The sequence below is a fragment of the Fluviicola sp. genome (assembly GCF_039596395.1).
Lineage (GTDB): Bacteria > Bacteroidota > Bacteroidia > Flavobacteriales_D > Crocinitomicaceae > Fluviicola.
The window spans coordinates 233,208-250,900 of the sequence record NZ_JBCNJT010000004.1 but is presented as its reverse complement, the minus strand read 5'-3'; the positions used below and the strand labels follow the sequence as shown (position 1 = coordinate 250,900).

15 protein-coding genes are annotated in these 17,693 nt (G+C 42.3%); 8 read left to right on the top strand and 7 right to left on the bottom strand.

What is annotated here, in order from left to right; translation table 11 throughout:
* Positions 1-146 precede the first annotated feature (146 nt).
* Positions 147-728: a hypothetical protein gene (locus ABDW02_RS18700; protein WP_343637321.1), complete on the top strand. Its 582-nt coding sequence runs from the start codon at positions 147-149 to the stop codon at positions 726-728.
* An 89-nt stretch (positions 729-817) separates the two neighbouring features.
* Here ABDW02_RS18700 and ABDW02_RS18695 read toward each other — a convergent pair whose 3' ends face one another.
* The 3 genes from ABDW02_RS18695 to ABDW02_RS18685 all read right to left on the bottom strand — a co-directional run bounded on the left by ABDW02_RS18695 (position 818) and on the right by ABDW02_RS18685 (position 3,812).
* A complete protein-coding gene (locus tag ABDW02_RS18695) occupies positions 818-1,591 on the bottom strand; it encodes an OmpA family protein (RefSeq protein ID WP_343637319.1) in 774 nt (257 codons plus the stop codon).
* Positions 1,592-1,721: 130 nt separating this feature from the next.
* Positions 1,722-2,993 (bottom strand): aspartate kinase, encoded by a 1,272-nt coding sequence (locus ABDW02_RS18690; protein WP_343637317.1) that lies wholly within the window; start codon positions 2,991-2,993, stop codon positions 1,722-1,724.
* A gap of 207 nt (positions 2,994-3,200) precedes the next feature.
* The gene (locus ABDW02_RS18685) at positions 3,201-3,812 is read right to left on the bottom strand and encodes a YceI family protein (RefSeq protein WP_343637315.1); all 612 of its coding nucleotides are present in this window, start codon (positions 3,810-3,812) and stop codon (positions 3,201-3,203) included.
* 151 nt (positions 3,813-3,963) lie between these two features.
* Between ABDW02_RS18685 and ABDW02_RS18680 the strand changes: the two genes are divergently transcribed.
* The 6 genes from ABDW02_RS18680 (at position 3,964) to ABDW02_RS18655 (ending at position 8,892) form a co-directional block, all read left to right on the top strand.
* Entirely contained in the window at positions 3,964-4,854 is an 891-nt protein-coding gene (locus ABDW02_RS18680; protein ID WP_343637313.1) for a permease-like cell division protein FtsX, read from the top strand.
* Positions 4,855-4,878: 24 nt separating this feature from the next.
* Positions 4,879-5,127, top strand: a complete 249-nt coding sequence (locus ABDW02_RS18675; protein WP_343637311.1) for a DUF3098 domain-containing protein — start codon at positions 4,879-4,881, stop codon at positions 5,125-5,127.
* 3 nt (positions 5,128-5,130) lie between these two features.
* Complete coding sequence (locus ABDW02_RS18670) at positions 5,131-5,925, top strand: undecaprenyl-diphosphate phosphatase (RefSeq protein WP_343637309.1); 795 nt, start codon at positions 5,131-5,133, stop codon at positions 5,923-5,925.
* Positions 5,925-6,620, top strand: coding sequence for a tRNA pseudouridine(55) synthase TruB (truB, locus tag ABDW02_RS18665; RefSeq protein ID WP_343637307.1), 696 nt, complete (start codon positions 5,925-5,927; stop codon positions 6,618-6,620). The genes ABDW02_RS18670 and truB overlap by 1 nt, the downstream gene beginning before the upstream one ends.
* Before the next feature lie 72 nt (positions 6,621-6,692).
* A complete protein-coding gene (gene queA / locus ABDW02_RS18660; RefSeq protein ID WP_343637598.1) occupies positions 6,693-7,742 on the top strand; it encodes a tRNA preQ1(34) S-adenosylmethionine ribosyltransferase-isomerase QueA in 1,050 nt (349 codons plus the stop codon).
* Positions 7,743-7,821: 79 nt separating this feature from the next.
* Positions 7,822-8,892: a Fic family protein gene (locus ABDW02_RS18655; RefSeq protein ID WP_343637305.1), complete on the top strand. Its 1,071-nt coding sequence runs from the start codon at positions 7,822-7,824 to the stop codon at positions 8,890-8,892.
* 45 nt (positions 8,893-8,937) lie between these two features.
* Here ABDW02_RS18655 and ABDW02_RS18650 read toward each other — a convergent pair whose 3' ends face one another.
* The 4 genes from ABDW02_RS18650 to ABDW02_RS18635 form a co-directional block, all read right to left on the bottom strand.
* Positions 8,938-9,297 carry a CoA-binding protein gene (locus ABDW02_RS18650; RefSeq protein WP_343637303.1) on the bottom strand — a complete coding sequence of 120 codons (360 nt, stop codon included), beginning with the start codon at positions 9,295-9,297 and terminating at the stop codon, positions 8,938-8,940.
* Positions 9,298-9,391: 94 nt separating this feature from the next.
* Positions 9,392-10,357 carry an OmpA family protein gene (locus ABDW02_RS18645; protein ID WP_343637301.1) on the bottom strand — a complete coding sequence of 322 codons (966 nt, stop codon included), beginning with the start codon at positions 10,355-10,357 and terminating at the stop codon, positions 9,392-9,394.
* Between the two features lie 95 nt (positions 10,358-10,452).
* Positions 10,453-11,379, bottom strand: coding sequence for a type IX secretion system membrane protein PorP/SprF (locus ABDW02_RS18640; protein WP_343637299.1), 927 nt, complete (start codon positions 11,377-11,379; stop codon positions 10,453-10,455).
* Positions 11,379-12,668, bottom strand: coding sequence for a gliding motility-associated C-terminal domain-containing protein (locus tag ABDW02_RS18635; protein ID WP_343637297.1), 1,290 nt, complete (start codon positions 12,666-12,668; stop codon positions 11,379-11,381). The genes ABDW02_RS18640 and ABDW02_RS18635 overlap by 1 nt, the downstream gene beginning before the upstream one ends.
* 158 nt (positions 12,669-12,826) lie before the next feature.
* On the opposite strand from ABDW02_RS18635, the gene ABDW02_RS18630 reads away from it, so the two are divergent.
* Positions 12,827-17,689 (top strand): hypothetical protein, encoded by a 4,863-nt coding sequence (locus ABDW02_RS18630; RefSeq protein ID WP_343637295.1) that lies wholly within the window; start codon positions 12,827-12,829, stop codon positions 17,687-17,689.
* Positions 17,690-17,693: the final 4 nt, after the last annotated feature.

Below are 17,693 nucleotides of genomic sequence, written 5' to 3'. Positions count from 1 at the left end.
GTTGTCAACCGGATCGTTAAAAGCAAACCGGTGAGCTGCTATTAATTGAAACCATCATTTTGGGTCAAAATTGATAAAAAAACTATATTTGTCCTAATTACTTCTCCGTTTGAGGTCTGATTCAGATGGATAATTATAAAACAGGTATGAAAAAATTTCCACTCTTTTTATTGCTTTTAACCCTTTCATTTCTTGCAGTTCGCTGCGGTGATTCAGAAGAAAGTAAAGAATTGACTGATGAGGAATTGTATGAATTTCAAGGGTTTTCCATGAAGCCATACGATATTCCGGTTATGATCATGCTACCGGATGAAACTGCGAATATCGGTGCATCCACACAACCTGAGGTGATTCACGTAGAAGATGATTTCAAATGGGAATTGATGGTGGGCCCGAACTTTCACATGATTATCGATGATTGGGGATCTGACCGTGAAATGGTTTCTTCGGAGAAAAAGCGTTTGGCCGGCCTGAACTTTTATAAGATCAAGTACTTGACGGATGAACCCGATTTCATTTTATACGAACGCGAACTGAAGGTTGACGGAAAGAAAGGCGCTTCCAAATCAGTAGGAGTAGAGCATAAAACGTATCATGTTTACGGACAAAAAGTAATCAATGGGATTACCTATGTATTCAGAAGCCGTGATGACGGATTTGAAAAGATCATTATCGACCTGATGGCCAAATCGATTAAATCGGTGAAACCATTGAAGGGAAATTCATAAACAAAAAAAGCCTCGATCTTCGAGGCTTTTTTTGTTTTATTATCACCGTATGCGGAAATAAGTAGGCACGCGATGTATCGCGTACCTACTTATTTTTTATAAAACGTGGCTTCAACACGCCGGTTCGCCTGGCGGTGCTCTTCCGAATCTTCAACAAACAACGGTTTTTTGTTTCCGAACCCAACGGCATTAATCCTGCTTCCTGAAATGTTTCCCTCCATTACAAGGATTTGTTTGATGCGGTCTGCGCGCATTCCTGAAAGGTTTTTGCTGTCTGTTCCGCAGCAAACGTGTCCGCCGAGTACTACGTAAAGCGTCGGATCTTCCCGGAGCGTTTCAATCAGGAATTGAATGTCTTCATAAGAGCTTTTGAGTACCTCATCACGTCCGTAAACAAATTGGATCTTTAATTGAATGGGAACATTAAGTTCAAAGGTCCGTTTCTTTTTGGAGGCAATTTCGGTGCTGTTTGTTTTGGAAGAGTGGGAAGCAATAATGTCTACCCGCCGTTTATCTGAATCCGACCGCTGTGAAAGGTCTTCACCGATAGCAACTTCTGTACGGATGCTAAACTGCTTTGGATAGGTTTTGTCCAGGAATTGTTTGGTTGCTTCCAATCGTGCTTCTGCCAGTTTGAGATTGTATTCTTTGGAACCGGTTGAATCGGTATAAGCGCGTAGAACCAGCGACGGCTCTTTGAGTTTGGAGAGCTTTGTTTTTGTGTCCGAATTGTGCGGATACTGAAAATTGATGACATGGCTGTTGAACTCAAAGTAAAAAGACATGGAATCGACCGGTGCTTTCGTTTGAGCGAACGACAAAATAGGTGCAAGGATGAAAAGTGAATGTAAGAGTCCTTTCATAAGTTTTTCATAGTTGATAATGCAAACTTAGGGATTCGTTACAAAAATAAGCAGGACGAATGCGACAATAAAAATAAGTAGGGAGGCGATGTGATAATAAAAATAAGTAGGGACGCGATGCGTCGCGTCCCTACTTATTTTTCATGACCATACGAATGGTTTGTCGTGTTCGCTGTTCCAGTAGGATGTCTTTATCGATGGTGACGCGGTCAATAGTAGCCTGGTCGTAATGACGGATCGTCACCAATTCCAGTCCTTCGTTGTAGCGAATAGAATATTGATCTTTGAATTTTTCCACCAGTTTCATCGGTTCAGTTTTGGAACGGTCGAACAGGATGGAGAAGCTCAGTGCTGAATTCTGCATCAGATTAATTCTTACTCCGTAGAAAGCCAGTTGCTGGAAAATATCTCCCAGGTTCTCTTCTACGATAAAGGAGAAATCTTTTGGTGTGAAAGACATCAATACCTGGTCCATTTTGAAAATGAAAGACGGAACCAGATGATCGAAATCCATGGATTCCTGGATTACCGTTCCTTCTGCATTCGGATCGATAAAGGATTTCACGTACAAAGGAATGCCTTTGTTTTGAAGCGGCTTAATGGTTTTCGGGTGGATAACACTTGCACCGTAGTATGAAAGTTCAATAGCTTCCTTGAACGAAATCTTTTGAAGTTTGATCGTGTCATCGAACCATTTCGGATCTGCATTCAGCATTCCCGGAACATCTTTCCAGATCGTAACTCCTTTTGCATTTGTGCAATACGCCAAAATTCCGGCGGTGAAGTCAGAACCTTCTCTTCCAAGTGTGGTTGTAAACCCTTCCGAAGTGTGCCCGATAAAACCTTGTGTGATTGCGATGCGTTTTTCCTTGAACAAAGGCAATAAACGTTCTTTTACCAACGCCTCTGTTTTTGCCCAGTCTACTTCGCCTTCGCGGTATTCGTGATTCGTACGGATGATTTTTCTGCAATCGACCCACGCTGTAACATGACCTTCTTCTTTCATGAAAGCTTCTACAATCATAGTAGATAAAACTTCTCCCAATGAAACGATCTGATCGTATTCAAAGTTGTAATTGTCGGAAATCGGAAGGTGAAAACGGCTTTTAAGGGATTCAAACAATTCTTCCATCTGCTGATGAATGAAGTAATGTTTTTCCGGGAATAATTCCGCAACGATCAGTTGATGGAACTGGTAACGGTCTTCGATTAATTCCATGTAACGTTTTTCATTCCTGTTCCAAAGGGATTCTACGATCTCTTCCATGGCGTTGGTTGTCTTACCCATTGCAGACACAACAACAATCAATTGATCTTTAGGGAAAAGGGAAAGAATGTGAGATACATTCCTTACTGCATTGGCGTCTTTCACAGAAGCTCCACCAAATTTAAAAACGTTCATCTGAAATTAATTTCCGGCAAAAATAATCCAAAAACAAATCCGACGATTCGATGAAAACAAATTATCACAAATTTTTAGAAATAAAACATGATGTTTTAAATGTAATGATTTGAAATGTTGGTCGTGAAAATAAAATTGTAGAATCATTGACATAAAAAAGGCTTCCATTCAGGAAGCCTTGCCTATTATTTTGAATGCTATTGATAGTTACTTAGCTTTCATTACCAGGTTCAATTCGAAGTCAACACCCGGCTTGATGTACTGCGTTTCTTTTCCTTTTTCAGTTCCCGGTTTGAATCCTTCTGCGTCCATCGGAGAAAAATCAACGGTGAATTTTCCTTTTGCGGTCAATTCCTTGTCTGTTCTCTTAACTGTGACAGGCATTTTAGCAGGAACTTCTTTTCCGGCAACTTTTAATGTTGCATCTATTTCCTTGTCTGAAATGCTGTTTATAACCACGTCTACATTCGGGAATTGGGATGCGTTGAATAAACCTTCGCCCATGATGGAGCTGTTCAGGTCTTCAGAACCCATTTCAGGAGTCAGTTCATTCTTGATCGTTTTCATGTCAACCGTAAAATTTCCTGCTTCGAATGTCTCGCCCTTGTAGGTAATCGATCCGGATGAAATGTCCACGGTTCCGTTGTGCGTGTGTCCGTCTGCGGCATACGTACCTTTCCATTTCAAAGTTGTTGCTTTTGAATCCAGCTCATAGGTTGTTGCTGTGTCTTCCTTGTTTTCTTCGGTTGAAGCGCCGCACGCGGTCATTCCCAAAGTGATAAAAGCAATGCTTGCTGCGTAAAAGAATGTTTTTTTCATAGGGTTTTTGAATTAAAGTTGGTACAAAATAGGCGTTTTTTGGTTATCAAAACAGCAAAATTTCAGAAAGCTGAAAATTTGTTCATTTCTTCGTTAATAGCTTCTCAAATTGATAAAAGAGCATGTATCGAAAAAGTGTAATTTCGTAATGATGAGTAAAGGAATCGAAAAAACAGGAAAAAAAGGACTGCGAACCAGTTACGTTTCAACGGTAATCGGAATTTCGTTGGTTCTGTTTATGATAGGTTTGGTATTGGCAGGAGTAATTGGCCTGGATTCGCTGCAAAGACAAGCTCGGGAAAATCTGCACGGTGATTTATTCTTTAAATCGGAGTACAATCCAGCAGATATCAAGCAAGTAGCACAGGAACTAAAATCATGGGATTGCTTCAAAGAAGTGGTTTTCGTTTCACCCGAACGTGCTATTGATGAATTCAAAGGTTCCGATCAGAACTCATCTGAGATTCTTGCCATTTTTGAAGGAGAGAATCCGCTCCCTCCGACCATTAACTTCCGGCCGCTAAGCTCTTTTGTGACTAAAAAAGGAATGAAAGAAATCGAAATACGCCTGAATAATAAATACGGCGACATGCTGGCTGAAGTAAATTACGATAAAGCGGCCCTGGAAGAAGTGAATTTAGGATTTAAACAATTTGCTTTCCTGATTTTGGTTGTTGCTTCCCTGTTGATTGTGATTGCAGTAGCAATGATCAACAATACCATTCGTTTGGCGCTTTATTCCAAGCGCTTTACCATTAAGACCATGCAATTGGTTGGTGCTACCAGCGGGTTTATCAGAAGACCATTTTTGAAGCAGGCAGTTTACCAGGGAATTGTTTCAGGAATTATCGGGATGGCTTTTTTAATGACCGTATTTTTTGCATTGAACAATGTACTCGACATTATTGAGATTGATATGAAACTGATGGATGTGCTGCTGCTTTTTGCATCACTTCTGATTATTGGGTGTATTTTAACCATTGTTTCCACGTGGTTTGCGCTAAACAAATATTTACGTGCGAAATTGGATGATTTATATTAATTTAGCCACACATTCAGTTACAGCATGAACAATAAATTCGACTTTCCCATAAAAAAAGAAAACCTGCGAATCATTTTCATTGGTTTGGCAATCAATATTATCGGCTACCTCTTAATGATCGGTGGTGGAGCAGATAATCCTGCGGATTTCCATGAAAAAGAGTTGTTTTCTACCGTTCGGATTACCATTGCTCCGATTTTGATTGTAGCAGGATTTGTCGTAATGATTTACGGCATCATGAAGAAAGCGAAAGATTCTAATTCTCAAGAATAATCCATGAATTGGTTTGAAGCAATTATATTGGCTCTCATTGAGGGCCTAACTGAGTTTTTGCCTGTTTCATCGACCGGGCATATGATCCTGGGGTCTGCTGCAATGGGGGTTGAGAATGATGATTTCACCAAATTGTTTATGATTGTTATTCAATTGGGGGCAATTCTGGCTGTTTTTGTACTGTATTTCAAACGCTTTTTTCAAAGTGTGCAGTTTTACCTGAAACTTATTGTAGCCTTTATTCCTGCTGCTGTTTTGGGCGTTTTGCTTTCGGATTATATTGATCAGTTACTGGAAAACCCGATGGCAGTTGCCATTTCCTTACTTGTCGGAGGTGTGATCTTATTGTTTGTGGATAATTGGTTCAATAAACCGCGTATCCATAAAATGGAAGAAATGACTTATTGGGATGCCTTAAAAGTTGGATTCTTTCAATGCATTGCCATGATACCTGGAGTTTCCCGTTCAGGGGCATCCATAGTAGGAGGAATGAGCCAGAAGATGAGCCGGAAGCTGGCAGCAGAATTTTCTTTCTTTTTGGCTTTACCTACCATGCTTGGAGCAACGGCTAAAAAGACCCTGGATTATTTTGAAAAACACGACTCTTTATCCGGTGACCAAATCAACTTATTGATTATTGGGAATGTAGTGGCGTTTATAGTTGCTATTATCGCTATCAAAGGATTTATCGGTTTTCTGAACAAACACGGATTTAAGCTCTTTGGCTGGTACCGAATTATTGTCGGCGGGATTATTCTGATCCTGATGCTTTGTGGTTACGAATTAACAATCCTTTAATGATTACGGAATTTGCACAGGGAAGCACCATTTTGGTGGATAAACCCTTTGAATGGACTTCTTTCGATGCGGTTAATAAACTGCGCTGGCATCTTCGCAAGCGGCTCGGAGTAAAGAAATTAAAGGTAGGACATGCAGGAACGCTGGATCCTTTAGCTACCGGATTACTGGTTATTTGTATCGGAAAACATACGAAGCTCATTGAAGGCCTGACTTCAGATGCTAAAACGTATACCGGTACTTTCCTTTTGGGAAAAACAACCCCTTCCTACGACCTGGAAACTGAGTACAATTCAGACAAGGAAACTGCCGGGATTACTCCGGAACAGCTGGAAGAAGTTCGTTTGAGTTTCCTGGGCGTGCAGCAACAGGTTCCGCCTTTGTTTTCTGCCAAACAGATCAATGGCAAACGGGCATATGACTATGCGAGGGCCGGAATTGAAAAAGAATTGAAAGCCAATACAATTGAAGTAATGGATTTCAAGATTGATGCAACCCGTTTTCCGGAAGTTGATTTTGAGATTTCCTGCTCGAAAGGCACCTATATTCGTTCAATTGCACATGATTTCGGACAAAAACTCGGATGTGGTGCGACCCTTATTGCATTGCGAAGAACGAAGTCTGGCATTTATGATATTCAGGATTCTAAGAGTGTTGAAGAATGGATTGAATTCATTGAGGGACAACCCTTGTAAAATACCCTGATTTTTTGTAATTTTGCCCTCTTTTGATTTAAAGCAGATAAAAATACAGCTTGTATGAATAAAATGAAGCTTTCTGAATTCAGTTTTGATCTTCCGGACGAACTGATTGCTGAATACCCAAGTGAAAACCGTGATGAAGCACGTTTGATGGTAGTCCACCGCGATACCGGAAAAATCGAGCACCGTTTGTTTAAGGACATTATCAATTACTTCGGTGAAGGTGATGTTATGATTATGAACAACACACGTGTATTCCCTGCCCGCATGTACGGAAACAAGGAAAAAACGGGTGCTAAGATTGAGGTGTTCTTATTGAGAGAATTGAACCGTGAGAGCCTTTTGTGGGATGTATTGGTTGATCCGGCACGTAAGATCAGAATTGGAAATAAATTGTACTTCGGTGATGATGATTCATTGGTAGCTGAGGTTATTGACAATACTACTTCCCGCGGAAGAACATTGCGATTCTTGTTTGATGGTCCTTACGAAGAATTCAAGGCAAAAATTACAGAACTTGGAGAAACTCCGCTTCCGAAATACATCAAGCGTGATGTGGAAGAAGCTGACGAGGAAAGATACCAGACCATTTATGCGAAAGAAGAAGGAGCTGTTGCGGCGCCTACTGCAGGATTGCATTTCTCCCGTGAATTGCTGAAGCGTTTGGAGTTGAAAGGTGTAAACTTTGCTGAAGTAACATTGCACGTAGGATTGGGTACTTTCCGTTCTGTGGAAGTAGAAGATCTGACGAAGCATAAAATGGACTCCGAGCAAGTGATCATCACTGAAAAAGCTGCCAGCATCGTGAATGAAGCGAAGAGGAATAAGAAGCGCGTTTGTGCTATCGGAACAACTTCCATGCGTGCAGTTGAGACATCCGTTTCTACTGATAACATGTTGAAAGCGTTTGATGGTTGGACCAACAAGTTTATTTTCCCTCCTTACGATTTTAGCATTGCAGATAGTTTGGTAACGAATTTCCATACACCGCTTTCTACCTTGTTAATGATGATTTCAGCTTTCTGCGGTCATGACTTAATGATGGAAGCTTATCATGAAGCAATAAAAGAAAAATATAAGTTCTATTCGTACGGAGATGCGATGTTGATATTGTAAAAAAATCCCCGAAAATGATTCGGGGATTTTTTTATCCAAAAAATTTGACTAAATTAGTCTATAATTAATTTGTCAAAAGGTGAAATTAAAGGATGTTTTAAAAGAGGCACGCACGCGATTCAATTATACATTGAAAGAATTGTCGCGGGTTTCAGGAATAGATATCGCTTTATTGAACAAATATGAGAAAGGAGAAAGAACACCTTCCGAAAAGCATATACAACTATTGATCTCTCATTTGGAATTGGATGAAGATAGTACCAGGGCAAGTTGGATTGGTGAAAGGATTTATGCTCTGTTTGATGAAGACAGCCGTTTGTTCGAGAAAGCTATGCAAGTTGCTGAAGAGCGGGTTAAATACGATCGTCAGAATAAAGCAGATTATCAAAAAGTAATTTCTCCCCAATTAAATGATTTATTAAGAGAATGTTCTGAATTATTGGAGATCTGGTCTTCTAAACGGCCTCTCAATCAACTTCAGTTAAAGAAAATGGAAGAATACTTCAATCTGAATTATACGTATGAAAGTAACCGGATTGAAGGAAATACACTGACTCTTCAGGAGACTTATCTGGTTGTTAATGATGGAATAACCGTTGGTGGGAAATCTGTCAGAGAGCACCTGGAAGCGATAAATCATTCCGAAGCTATCAGTTATCTGGGAGAAATGATCCAAAAAAAAACGGCTTTTTCTGAACGCATTCTGAAGGAAATCCATCACTTGATCCTTAAAGGAATTGATCGTGAAAACGCCGGAGTTTACCGTTCCATAGGAGTTCGTATTTCGGGGAGTGCTCATTTGCCACCGGAGCCATATATGCTTAATCCAATGATGGAAGAGGTCTTTGCCTTTTATAAAAAAAATAAATCGCTGCTCCATCCGGTGATATTGGCTGCAGAAATGCATGAACAAATCGTTCGTATTCACCCTTTCATTGATGGAAACGGGAGAACCTGCCGTTTGATCATGAACCTGATTTTGATGCAAAGTGGTTATCCCATTGCTAATATCAAAGGAGAATTGGAAAACAGGCTTCGTTATTACAATGCTTTGGAAAAAGCTCCTGAAGACGGGAAAAACGCATTTCATACTTTGATTGCTGAAACCGTTATCCACGCATTGAAAGAGCACATTTCCCTTTGCGGATAACATAAATAAAAAAGCCTTGCAATCATTTTTGCAAGGCTTTATGTTTTAATAAGTTCCTATTGAAAGCATCACTAACGTACAGCCAATTTCAGGGTATATTTTAGCGGCTTTTAATTTTTCGACAAACGCCGGGTTTTCTGTTCCGGGATTGAAGATCACCCGATTCGGTTTCAATGCTATGATCTTGTCGATGTAACCTTCCTGGTTTTGCGGACCAAGATATAACGTAACTGTTTCAATATCCCAATCCGGATTCCATTCGGTTTCAATATCCACATCCAGCACTTTACCTTCTTTTTGTCCGAAAGCTACTACCGGATAATTGTGGCTTCTTAATGCGCGGATTGCCCTGTTTGCGTAACGATCTTCTTTCGTTGTTGCTCCTATAACCAATGTTTGTTCCATGTGAATGACCTTTCTTTTTGTTTCTTTAAATTACGAATTATTTTCAACAAAAAAGACACCCAAAAGAGTGCCTTTCTTGAAAGTCCATTCCGGATTATTTTCCGTCTAAAATTTGGTAAAGCTCGTTTAAGTTCGGTGAAATAATCACTTCGATGCGTCTGTTTTTTGCTTTGTCTTTCGGATCAACCGGATGATATTCGCCTCTTCCGGCCGCCATTAGCTGCATGGGGTTCATTTTGCTATTGCCAATCATAATTTCTACAACGGCCGTTGAACGGAGTACGCTTAATTCCCAGTTGTTTTTCGGATGAGCAGTGCTTGCCAATTTATCCGTGTCTGTATGTCCCTCAACGATGATTTCCAAATCCTTTTCGTTCTCCAATACTTTTGCCAGATCCACCAAAGCCTTTTTTCCATCCGGTTCAACCGTGGTGCTTCCGGATGCGAAAAGTAATTTGGCTTCCAGAGAAACGTATATTTTACCATTCTTTTCAATAACGGTGAGCCCTTTGTTCTCAAATCCTTTTAAAGCACTGGAGACACGGGTTTTTAACTGCTTCATGGCATCGTCTTTTCGCTTGATCATTTCCTCCAGTTCGGTCACGCGTTCTTCGCGCTCGATAAGCAGTTTTTCCTTGGCTACCAATTCACTTTCCAAAGCTTTCAAAGCGTCTTCTTTGCGTTGAAGTTCCTGGTTCTTTGCTTCAATATCTGCCTGGTAATTGGCTGATTCTTTGGCTCCCTTCATTCGCATTTGATCCAGTTTCTGTTCGTAAGCTTCATTTTGCGCAACCATCAGATCGTATTGTGACTGCAGGAAACGCAGGTTTGATCCCAATTCTAATGTGTCCTTTTTCAAGGTAACGATGTCTTTACGGAATTGATCGACCATGATTTGCAGGTCTTTTGCTTTTCCTTCGTTTTCGATGCTTGAAGCCTTGTATTTACTCAGTTCTTCGCTGCATACTTTTTCTCTTTCAAGAAGTTCGTTGTATTTTTTTGCAGGTACGCATGCTGTCAATGCGCCAATTAGTGCGATTATAGAAAGTTGTGTTTTCATTCAAATGCTTTAAACTCAAATTTCGAAAGAAATCGGGCGGCTGAGAGGAGGCCAGGAGATACTTATAAACAGTGAAATGGGAATAGCACAGCCTTCTAGTCGAAATCAGCGCAACCGGAAGTGCTTTCCGAACGCTGTTTGCAAGGAGAAAAAGAAAGGGTGATTTCGTGGGAGTGGAAAGTGTTCGGACGCAGCTTTGAAAGAACGAAATCGTAGGAATATCCGAGTTTCCACTTTTCCTTGAACCGGAAACCAACCATGGCAATCAGCGCATCGGTGTTTCTTAAACCCAGACCGAGATTGAACTTGCTTTGAAATTCGACCAAAGCATGGATCTGCAACTCAATGGGCGTGTTTTTGGTGTATGCGACATACATTCCGGGAAACAGGTTGATTTTCGGATTGATATAAAACTTATATCCACCTGTAGCCATCCAATGCATTTTTGATCCTGCGTTCGTACCGATTACATTCCATTTCTGAGGAATGAGTTCATACAAAGTAAATCCCGCAAAATAGTTCTTTCCGTTCCACCACGCACCGAAAGTAGCTGTCGGAAGGATTTGAGAAGCACTTCCGTTAATGGTCGGATCGGGAGTCAAAGGTTTTGCTTCATTCAAATCGAATGAAAGTTGTCTGGCACCTACTGCGAGTCCGAGTGATAAACGATTGGTCAGTGAAAAATTAAAGTGTCCCGCATAGGAAAGCTGCACACGGATATCCTGGAACGGACCGATATTGTCCAGGTAAACCATTCCGCCCAAACCATGTCTTCCGCTCAGGAATTTTCTGCGCTTCGATTGCAAAGGAGCGTGAACACTTACCCATCCGGAATAAGGTGCTCCATCAACTTTGATCCACTGTCCCCGGAAGGTGGATTGTGCTTCCAGGCAGGTTTTGATTCCTGTATATGCCGGATTAATCGCATACTGATGATGGATCCATTGCGACATGTGACTCACTTGCTGTCCGAAAGAACAGGAAGCAATCAAAACAAGTATGCAAAGCAGTGTTTTTTTCATCAGCGGATTACGGTAATACTTCCTTTAAGGGGTTTGGTGTCGTTATTCTGGCGCAGATCCAATGAATAGAAATAAACCCCATCCGAAACGGGTTTGCCTTTATTGGTTCCGTCCCAGGCTTTAGTTAAACTGTAGCCGGAAATCTCTGCAATTTTCTGTCCCCAGCGATCATAAATAACTACCTGTGCATCCGGATAAAAACCAATTCCGTCGATGATCCATTTATCGTTGCTTCCGTCTCCGTTGGGTGAGAAACTTCCCGGAATAGTGAGGTTATTGGAAACGGAAACGGTCATTTCGTCGGAAAGGGAACAATTTGCGTTCAAAGCTGTTAAAGTGTAAGTGGTGGTTTCCTCCGGCGAGGCATAAGTTGTAATGGAGTAGGGAGTATTCAATGTTTGCGTCGGACTCCACATAAAATCGGTTCCGTTTGAAGTACCTGTTATCTGAACACTGCTACCTGCCTGGATCGTGTAATCGGGACCGGCATCAACCGTCAAAGGATCAACTGTTACAGCCAGATACGTAGCATTCAATGCCTGCGGACAAACGTCAAAACAACTGCAATCTACGGAAACGACATCTCCGTTCTGTAAGCTGCTTGTAATCCATAGAGAGGACTGAGTCACAGCTTTTACAACACCATTCACGTACCAGGTGAAATCACTGGTATCTGTACAATTGCTTAGATAGGCTGTAAATGAAGTCGGAGTTTGCGGACATACTGTAATTGTCGGTCCCCCGATCGAAAGTCCCGGAGCCGGCCTGTCGAATCCTGTTCCTGATCCGATTAAATCAAAAGAAGCTTCTGCCGGGAGTGTTGCTCCGCCATTTTTTGCGCCGTTAACAACCAGGTAATAAGTGGTGTTTGCAGGAAGCCCCACTGCTGTCAGGCTGAATGCTGTTGCAGAGCCGGATTCACAATTGCTGATGAGCGTATAGGTTGCAGCATCGCAGGGAACGACCGCCTGTATGATCGCGGCTTGCAATTCGGTGCCTCTTCCTGCCTGCAGGTTGAACAGGAGATTGCTGAAATTGAACGTAACATCACCACCGGTTACATTGGTGTTGAACTGGTACCAAACACTGTTCGTTCCCGAAAAGCAAAAAGTAAAGTCATCTTCACATCCCGGACAGACCGTTGCTGTTGCTCCGGTATTGGAACCGGAAACCGAAACATTCGGGCACAAAGGTGTAGCTGTCGGGCATGCATCGTTTGTCAACTGGGCGAACCCGGAAGTCACACTTAAAAATGAGATTAACAATACTTTAACAGCGCTGAGATTCATGTGCGAAAGATGCGTATATGATTGTAAAACTAATACATTCAGGGATATTTTAATGGTTTTTTCGTAGTTTCGCGCCGTCAATTTTGTTAAATGGAAACCTTTTTGTGCTTTTTTGGCACAGGAATGGTTAAGCCACAAAATAGATTAAACTTTAGACTATGAAATATTTTTACACGCTAATTGTAAGTCTACTATTTGCCACCACCTTATTTTCCCAGAATGAAAAAGTCAACTACGACAACGACAGTCGTTGGTTTTGGGGTTTAAACGTCGGTGGAACGTGGACTAAAACAGATGTTCCATACAAGCTGGATCTGGGATACGGTCTGATAGTAGGCCATCAATTCAATTACAATTATGGGAGACCGATCAGTTTTGATTTGCGTTTGCGTTACTTAACCGGGCTTTGGAAAGGATACAACACCGATTCTACGAACGTTTCTTCCAATCCTGTTTACCAGGAATACAATGCTGCGGGTCAACCCGTAGTGATGAATTTCGGTACGAGATTGCACGAATTGAGCCTGGAATTGGCAATCCATTTTAACAAGTTGAGAGAACGTACGGGCTGGGACCCATATATTTTCGGAGGTATCGGCTATACCTGGTATCGTGCCAAAGGAGATTTACATGGATCTGACGGATTTACGTACCTGTATGATTCAACCAAACTCGCTTCAGGTTCTTATACACAAACGGAAATTCATTCCATGACGGATAAGAAATTCGATACGGATTTGAATTCGCCTGCAAGCATGGGGAAATTTATGCCAAGTGTAGGTATCGGTATCGGCTACCAGATTGCCAAAGGTGTTTCATTGGGAATTGAGCACAAGACAACCTTTACTATGGCTGACAACTTTGACGGTCATCTTTCTTCGAAAGGAAAATATACCAATGACTGGTATCACTACACCAGCGTTTATTTGAAATTCCACATCAGAAATCATTACGAACACATGACTTATCAGGATACAGTGCGCCAGCCGGTTGTTACAAACCCAACCTGGACACAACCGACAAGAACTCCTCCTGTAGTTGATTTCACCAACCCGAGTACGAGTGGAACAACCGTAAATTCAAATACGTATGTGATCAGAGGGAAAATTCAGAACGTGAGTTCCAGTTCGAACGTGGTTTTCCGACAAAACGGAAATTACATCACCAATTTCACCTTTAATCCTTCTACACAGGATTTCCAAAGTACCGTGACATTGGTTCCGGGTCAGAATACCTTTGAATTGACGGGAACGAACGATTTTGGTTCGGATATGGACCAAACGGTGATCAACTATGTGAGAGAAACACCAACTCCTCCGGTTGTGACTTATTCCAATCCGGCTTCCAATCCGACGACTGTTCAAAACCCGGTGTTCAGCCTGACAGGAACTGTGTTGAATGTGACCGGAAAGGACCAGATTACGATGACTTTGAACGGAAGCCCTGTAGTATTTACCTACAATGCTTCTACACGGGGAATCGCTTCGACATTGAATTTAGTGACCGGTTCGAACGTAGTTGTTACAACAGGTACCAACCAATACGGATCCGATACAGAAACAGCAACAATTATTTACCAGCCGCAGCAAACCATCCAGCCGCCGGTAGTTTACTTCGTAAATCCGAATATCAATCCGTATACGGTGAACCAAAATACGTTTGCATTGACTGCCGATGTATTGAACGTGGCAGATGCGCAACACGTGAGCTTTAAGCAAAACGGTACCATCAACAACAACTTCGCATACAATGCCCAAACGGATAAATTCACCAGCAATGTAATCTTATCTCCGGGACAAAACGTATTTGAAGTAATCGGTACGAATGCTGCCGGTTCTGCTTCTGCAACAACAATCATTATTTACAACCGGGTGGCTCCTAAACCTCCGATTGTAACGATTACCAATCCCGGAACAAATCCTTACGAAACTTCCAGCCCGGTATTCAACCTGAATGCAACCGTATTGAACGTAACTCAGAAGAGCCAGGTTAAAGTAACACTGAATGGTACAAACCTGACAACTTTCACCTACAATGCTGCTTCAAACGGTGTTACCGAATCATTGAACCTGGTTCCGGGAGCAAATGTGGTAACTGTTACCGGAACGAATGCAGACGGAACAGATTCCAAACAAACAACGATTATCTACAAACGGGCTGAAACAGTGCAACCGCCGGTGGTTCAGTTTACAACTCCGAATGTAGATCCTTATACGACATCAGCGGGAATACAGAATGTAATCGCATCTGTGCTTCACGTGACCAGCCAAAGCGGGGTGAACGTGAATGTGAACGGGGCAAATGTTACCAACTTTACGTTTGTGAACAGCAATGCTTCTTTTGCGGTGACTTTGATTGAAGGTGCGAATATCATCACCGTTACGGGAACAAACAGCGCCGGAACTGACAGTGAAACGCAAACAATCATTTACCGAAAACCGGTTTCGGTTCAGCCTCCGGTTGTTTCTTTCATTGATCCGAGTTTGAATCCTTCTACCTCATTAAATGCTTCTTACCTGGTGAAAGCCCGTGTTCGTTTTGTGAGCACAGCAAGCCAGATCGTATTAAAGATCAATGGCCAGGTTTCTACAAACTTCATCTATACGGCTTCCAGTGAAATCATGGAATTCACTACCGGTTTGGTGAACGGAGCAAACGTAATCGAAATTGTTGCAACGAATGCTGCCGGTTCGGATGCTGAAACAACAGTGATCAATTACAGAGCACCGAATCCGACTTTGCCTCCGGTAGTTACCATTACTTACCCGGCTGCTAACCCTCAAACGGTGAATGTGCCGAATAGCAATGTGGCAGCGACCGTATTGAATGTGGATAATCAACAGCAGATCCAGGTATTGGTAAACGGAGCACCTTATTCAGGGTTTACTTATTCCACTTCAACAAAAGTGCTGACGATGAATGCTTCTTTGATTTTGGGTGCAAATACCGTGAATATTACTGCAACAAACAGTGCGGGAACCTCATCGGATGCCACTCAGATCATCTATAAGCGCGACGAAGTGATCCTGCCTCCGGTGGTGAGCTTTATCAATCCGGCAACTCCGGGACAAACAGTTTCTTCACCGGCTTACATAGTAAGAGCAAAAGTGACGAATGTGACCATGCAGTCTCAGATCGTGGTGAAAGAAGACGGGGTAATTGTAAACCCAGGTTTCTGGACATTCAACCCGGCAACTTTGGAAGTGACGTTCAATCACACATTGAATGCAGGAAACAACATTTTCGAGATTACCGGAACAAATGCCGGCGGAAGCCACACAGCTTCAACTTCGGTGATTTACAAGCGTATTGAAATTCCTTGTAACAAACCGGTTATTACATTCAGTAATCCTGCTATGCAGAATACAACGGTTGAAACAACGGCATTTGTGGTAAAAGCGAGTGTAACGAATAGTACTTCCGTGAACCAGATTGAGGTTTACCTGAACGGAAACCTGCAAACAGCCGGAACGTTCAATGCCGGAACTTCCCTGTTTGAAAAAGCACTGACACTTATTGAAGGATCCAATTCCATTGAGATCAAATCCACAAATGCATGCGGAACATCTTCCAGTACAACGGTTGTTGTGATGAAGCCGAAAGTAATACCATGTATTGCACCGGAAATCGTTCGCCTGAAACCGGTTCGTGAAGAACTGATTACTGAAAGCGAATACGCTTCGGTAGCGGCAACGGTAAGCAATGTAACACAGGTTTCACAGATCCAGTGCAAGGTTGACGGAGTAGTTGTTGCGTTCAATTACGACGAAGCTTCTCATACCGTAACATTGAATGCTACTTTAACAGAAGGCCAGCATACGATCGATATCATCGTAACGAATGAATGTGGTTCCAGACAAGTGAGCTGGAAAGTTACCCGCATCGTGTGCAAACCTCCGGTGGTAACTATTACCGGAAGTTCTTCTCCGAATAATGCTGCAGTGACTTCGGATGGATTTAATCTTTCTGCAACAGTATCAAACGTGGAAAGTCAGTCGGAAATTACAGTGACCCAAAACGGGCAGGTGATCGGTTTTGTTTACAACCAGCAGACAGGAGTTCTGACTTTGGACCGAAACCTGGTAGTGGGAGCAAATGCGTTTGTGATTCTTGCTAAAAACAAATGCGGCGAGAACAGTAAGTCGATCAACGTGGTGAGAAAAGAAGTAGTGGTTGTTCCTGCTCCGACCATTCAAATTACAAGTCCTTCCATGTCACCTTTGGAAACAGATCAGTCTGCACAAACTGTAATGATTGCGACGACAGGTGTTACTTCTGCGTCACAGGTTTCAGTAACGCTGAACGGTGTGGTGACTAACTTTAATTTCAATGCAGGTACCGGAGGAATCCAGTTCAATGCAACCTATGTGCTTGGACAAAACATCATCGTGGCAACTGCTGTTACACCCGGTGGGACGGCTACTGATTCCAAGATCGTGATTTACAATACTCCGGAAGTCATTCCTGCTCCTGTTATCGCATTTACTAATCCGATTCGTTGTCCGGCTACCTTCCTGCCAGGAACAGCAGTGATTTCCGGAACGGTTCAAAACGTAGCAAATGCAAGCCAGGTAAGTATTTTATACAACGGAGAGAACGTGACCTTTACTTCAAGCATCGAAAGCAATGTATTGACATTCTCTTTCCAGGTGAATGTAACATTGTCTACCGTGTCGGTTCCATTGGTGGTTACAGCTACCAACGCGAGCGGATCCGATACCAAATCGTGTGTGATTAATGTATCTCGTCCGGTTGAGAATCCAAACGGTTCGAACGGAAATGGAAACGGAAACAACGGACACGGAAACAATACGGATGGAACAGATGAATCCAATCCGGGACAAGGTTCCGGCGGTCCGAATGGCGGAACAAACGGAACGGTTGATGATGAGAACGGGAACGGAAATGGCGGAAACGGAGGGAATAATGGAAAAACCACCACTCCGACCAGGCCAACAACAACCAGACCGGGAACTGTAACTCCGACAACCAGACCGACCAGACCGGCCGGAAGACCATAATACG

What these genes read in the sequence shown, in the direction of transcription:
- ABDW02_RS18700 (WP_343637321.1), top strand. Translation starts at nt 147, where the DNA reads ATGAAAAAATTTCCACTCTTTTTATTGCTTTTAACCCTTTCATTTCTT.
- ABDW02_RS18695 (WP_343637319.1), bottom strand. Translation starts at nt 1,591, where the DNA reads ATGAAAGGACTCTTACATTCACTTTTCATCCTTGCACCTATTTTGTCG.
- ABDW02_RS18690 (WP_343637317.1), bottom strand. Translation starts at nt 2,993, where the DNA reads ATGAACGTTTTTAAATTTGGTGGAGCTTCTGTGAAAGACGCCAATGCA.
- ABDW02_RS18685 (WP_343637315.1), bottom strand. Translation starts at nt 3,812, where the DNA reads ATGAAAAAAACATTCTTTTACGCAGCAAGCATTGCTTTTATCACTTTG.
- ABDW02_RS18680 (WP_343637313.1), top strand. Translation starts at nt 3,964, where the DNA reads ATGAGTAAAGGAATCGAAAAAACAGGAAAAAAAGGACTGCGAACCAGT.
- ABDW02_RS18675 (WP_343637311.1), top strand. Translation starts at nt 4,879, where the DNA reads ATGAACAATAAATTCGACTTTCCCATAAAAAAAGAAAACCTGCGAATC.
- ABDW02_RS18670 (WP_343637309.1), top strand. Translation starts at nt 5,131, where the DNA reads ATGAATTGGTTTGAAGCAATTATATTGGCTCTCATTGAGGGCCTAACT.
- truB (WP_343637307.1), top strand. Translation starts at nt 5,925, where the DNA reads ATGATTACGGAATTTGCACAGGGAAGCACCATTTTGGTGGATAAACCC.
- queA (WP_343637598.1), top strand. Translation starts at nt 6,693, where the DNA reads ATGAAGCTTTCTGAATTCAGTTTTGATCTTCCGGACGAACTGATTGCT.
- ABDW02_RS18650 (WP_343637303.1), bottom strand. Translation starts at nt 9,297, where the DNA reads ATGGAACAAACATTGGTTATAGGAGCAACAACGAAAGAAGATCGTTAC.
- ABDW02_RS18645 (WP_343637301.1), bottom strand. Translation starts at nt 10,357, where the DNA reads ATGAAAACACAACTTTCTATAATCGCACTAATTGGCGCATTGACAGCA.
- ABDW02_RS18640 (WP_343637299.1), bottom strand. Translation starts at nt 11,379, where the DNA reads ATGAAAAAAACACTGCTTTGCATACTTGTTTTGATTGCTTCCTGTTCT.
- ABDW02_RS18635 (WP_343637297.1), bottom strand. Translation starts at nt 12,668, where the DNA reads ATGAATCTCAGCGCTGTTAAAGTATTGTTAATCTCATTTTTAAGTGTG.
- ABDW02_RS18630 (WP_343637295.1), top strand. Translation starts at nt 12,827, where the DNA reads ATGAAATATTTTTACACGCTAATTGTAAGTCTACTATTTGCCACCACC.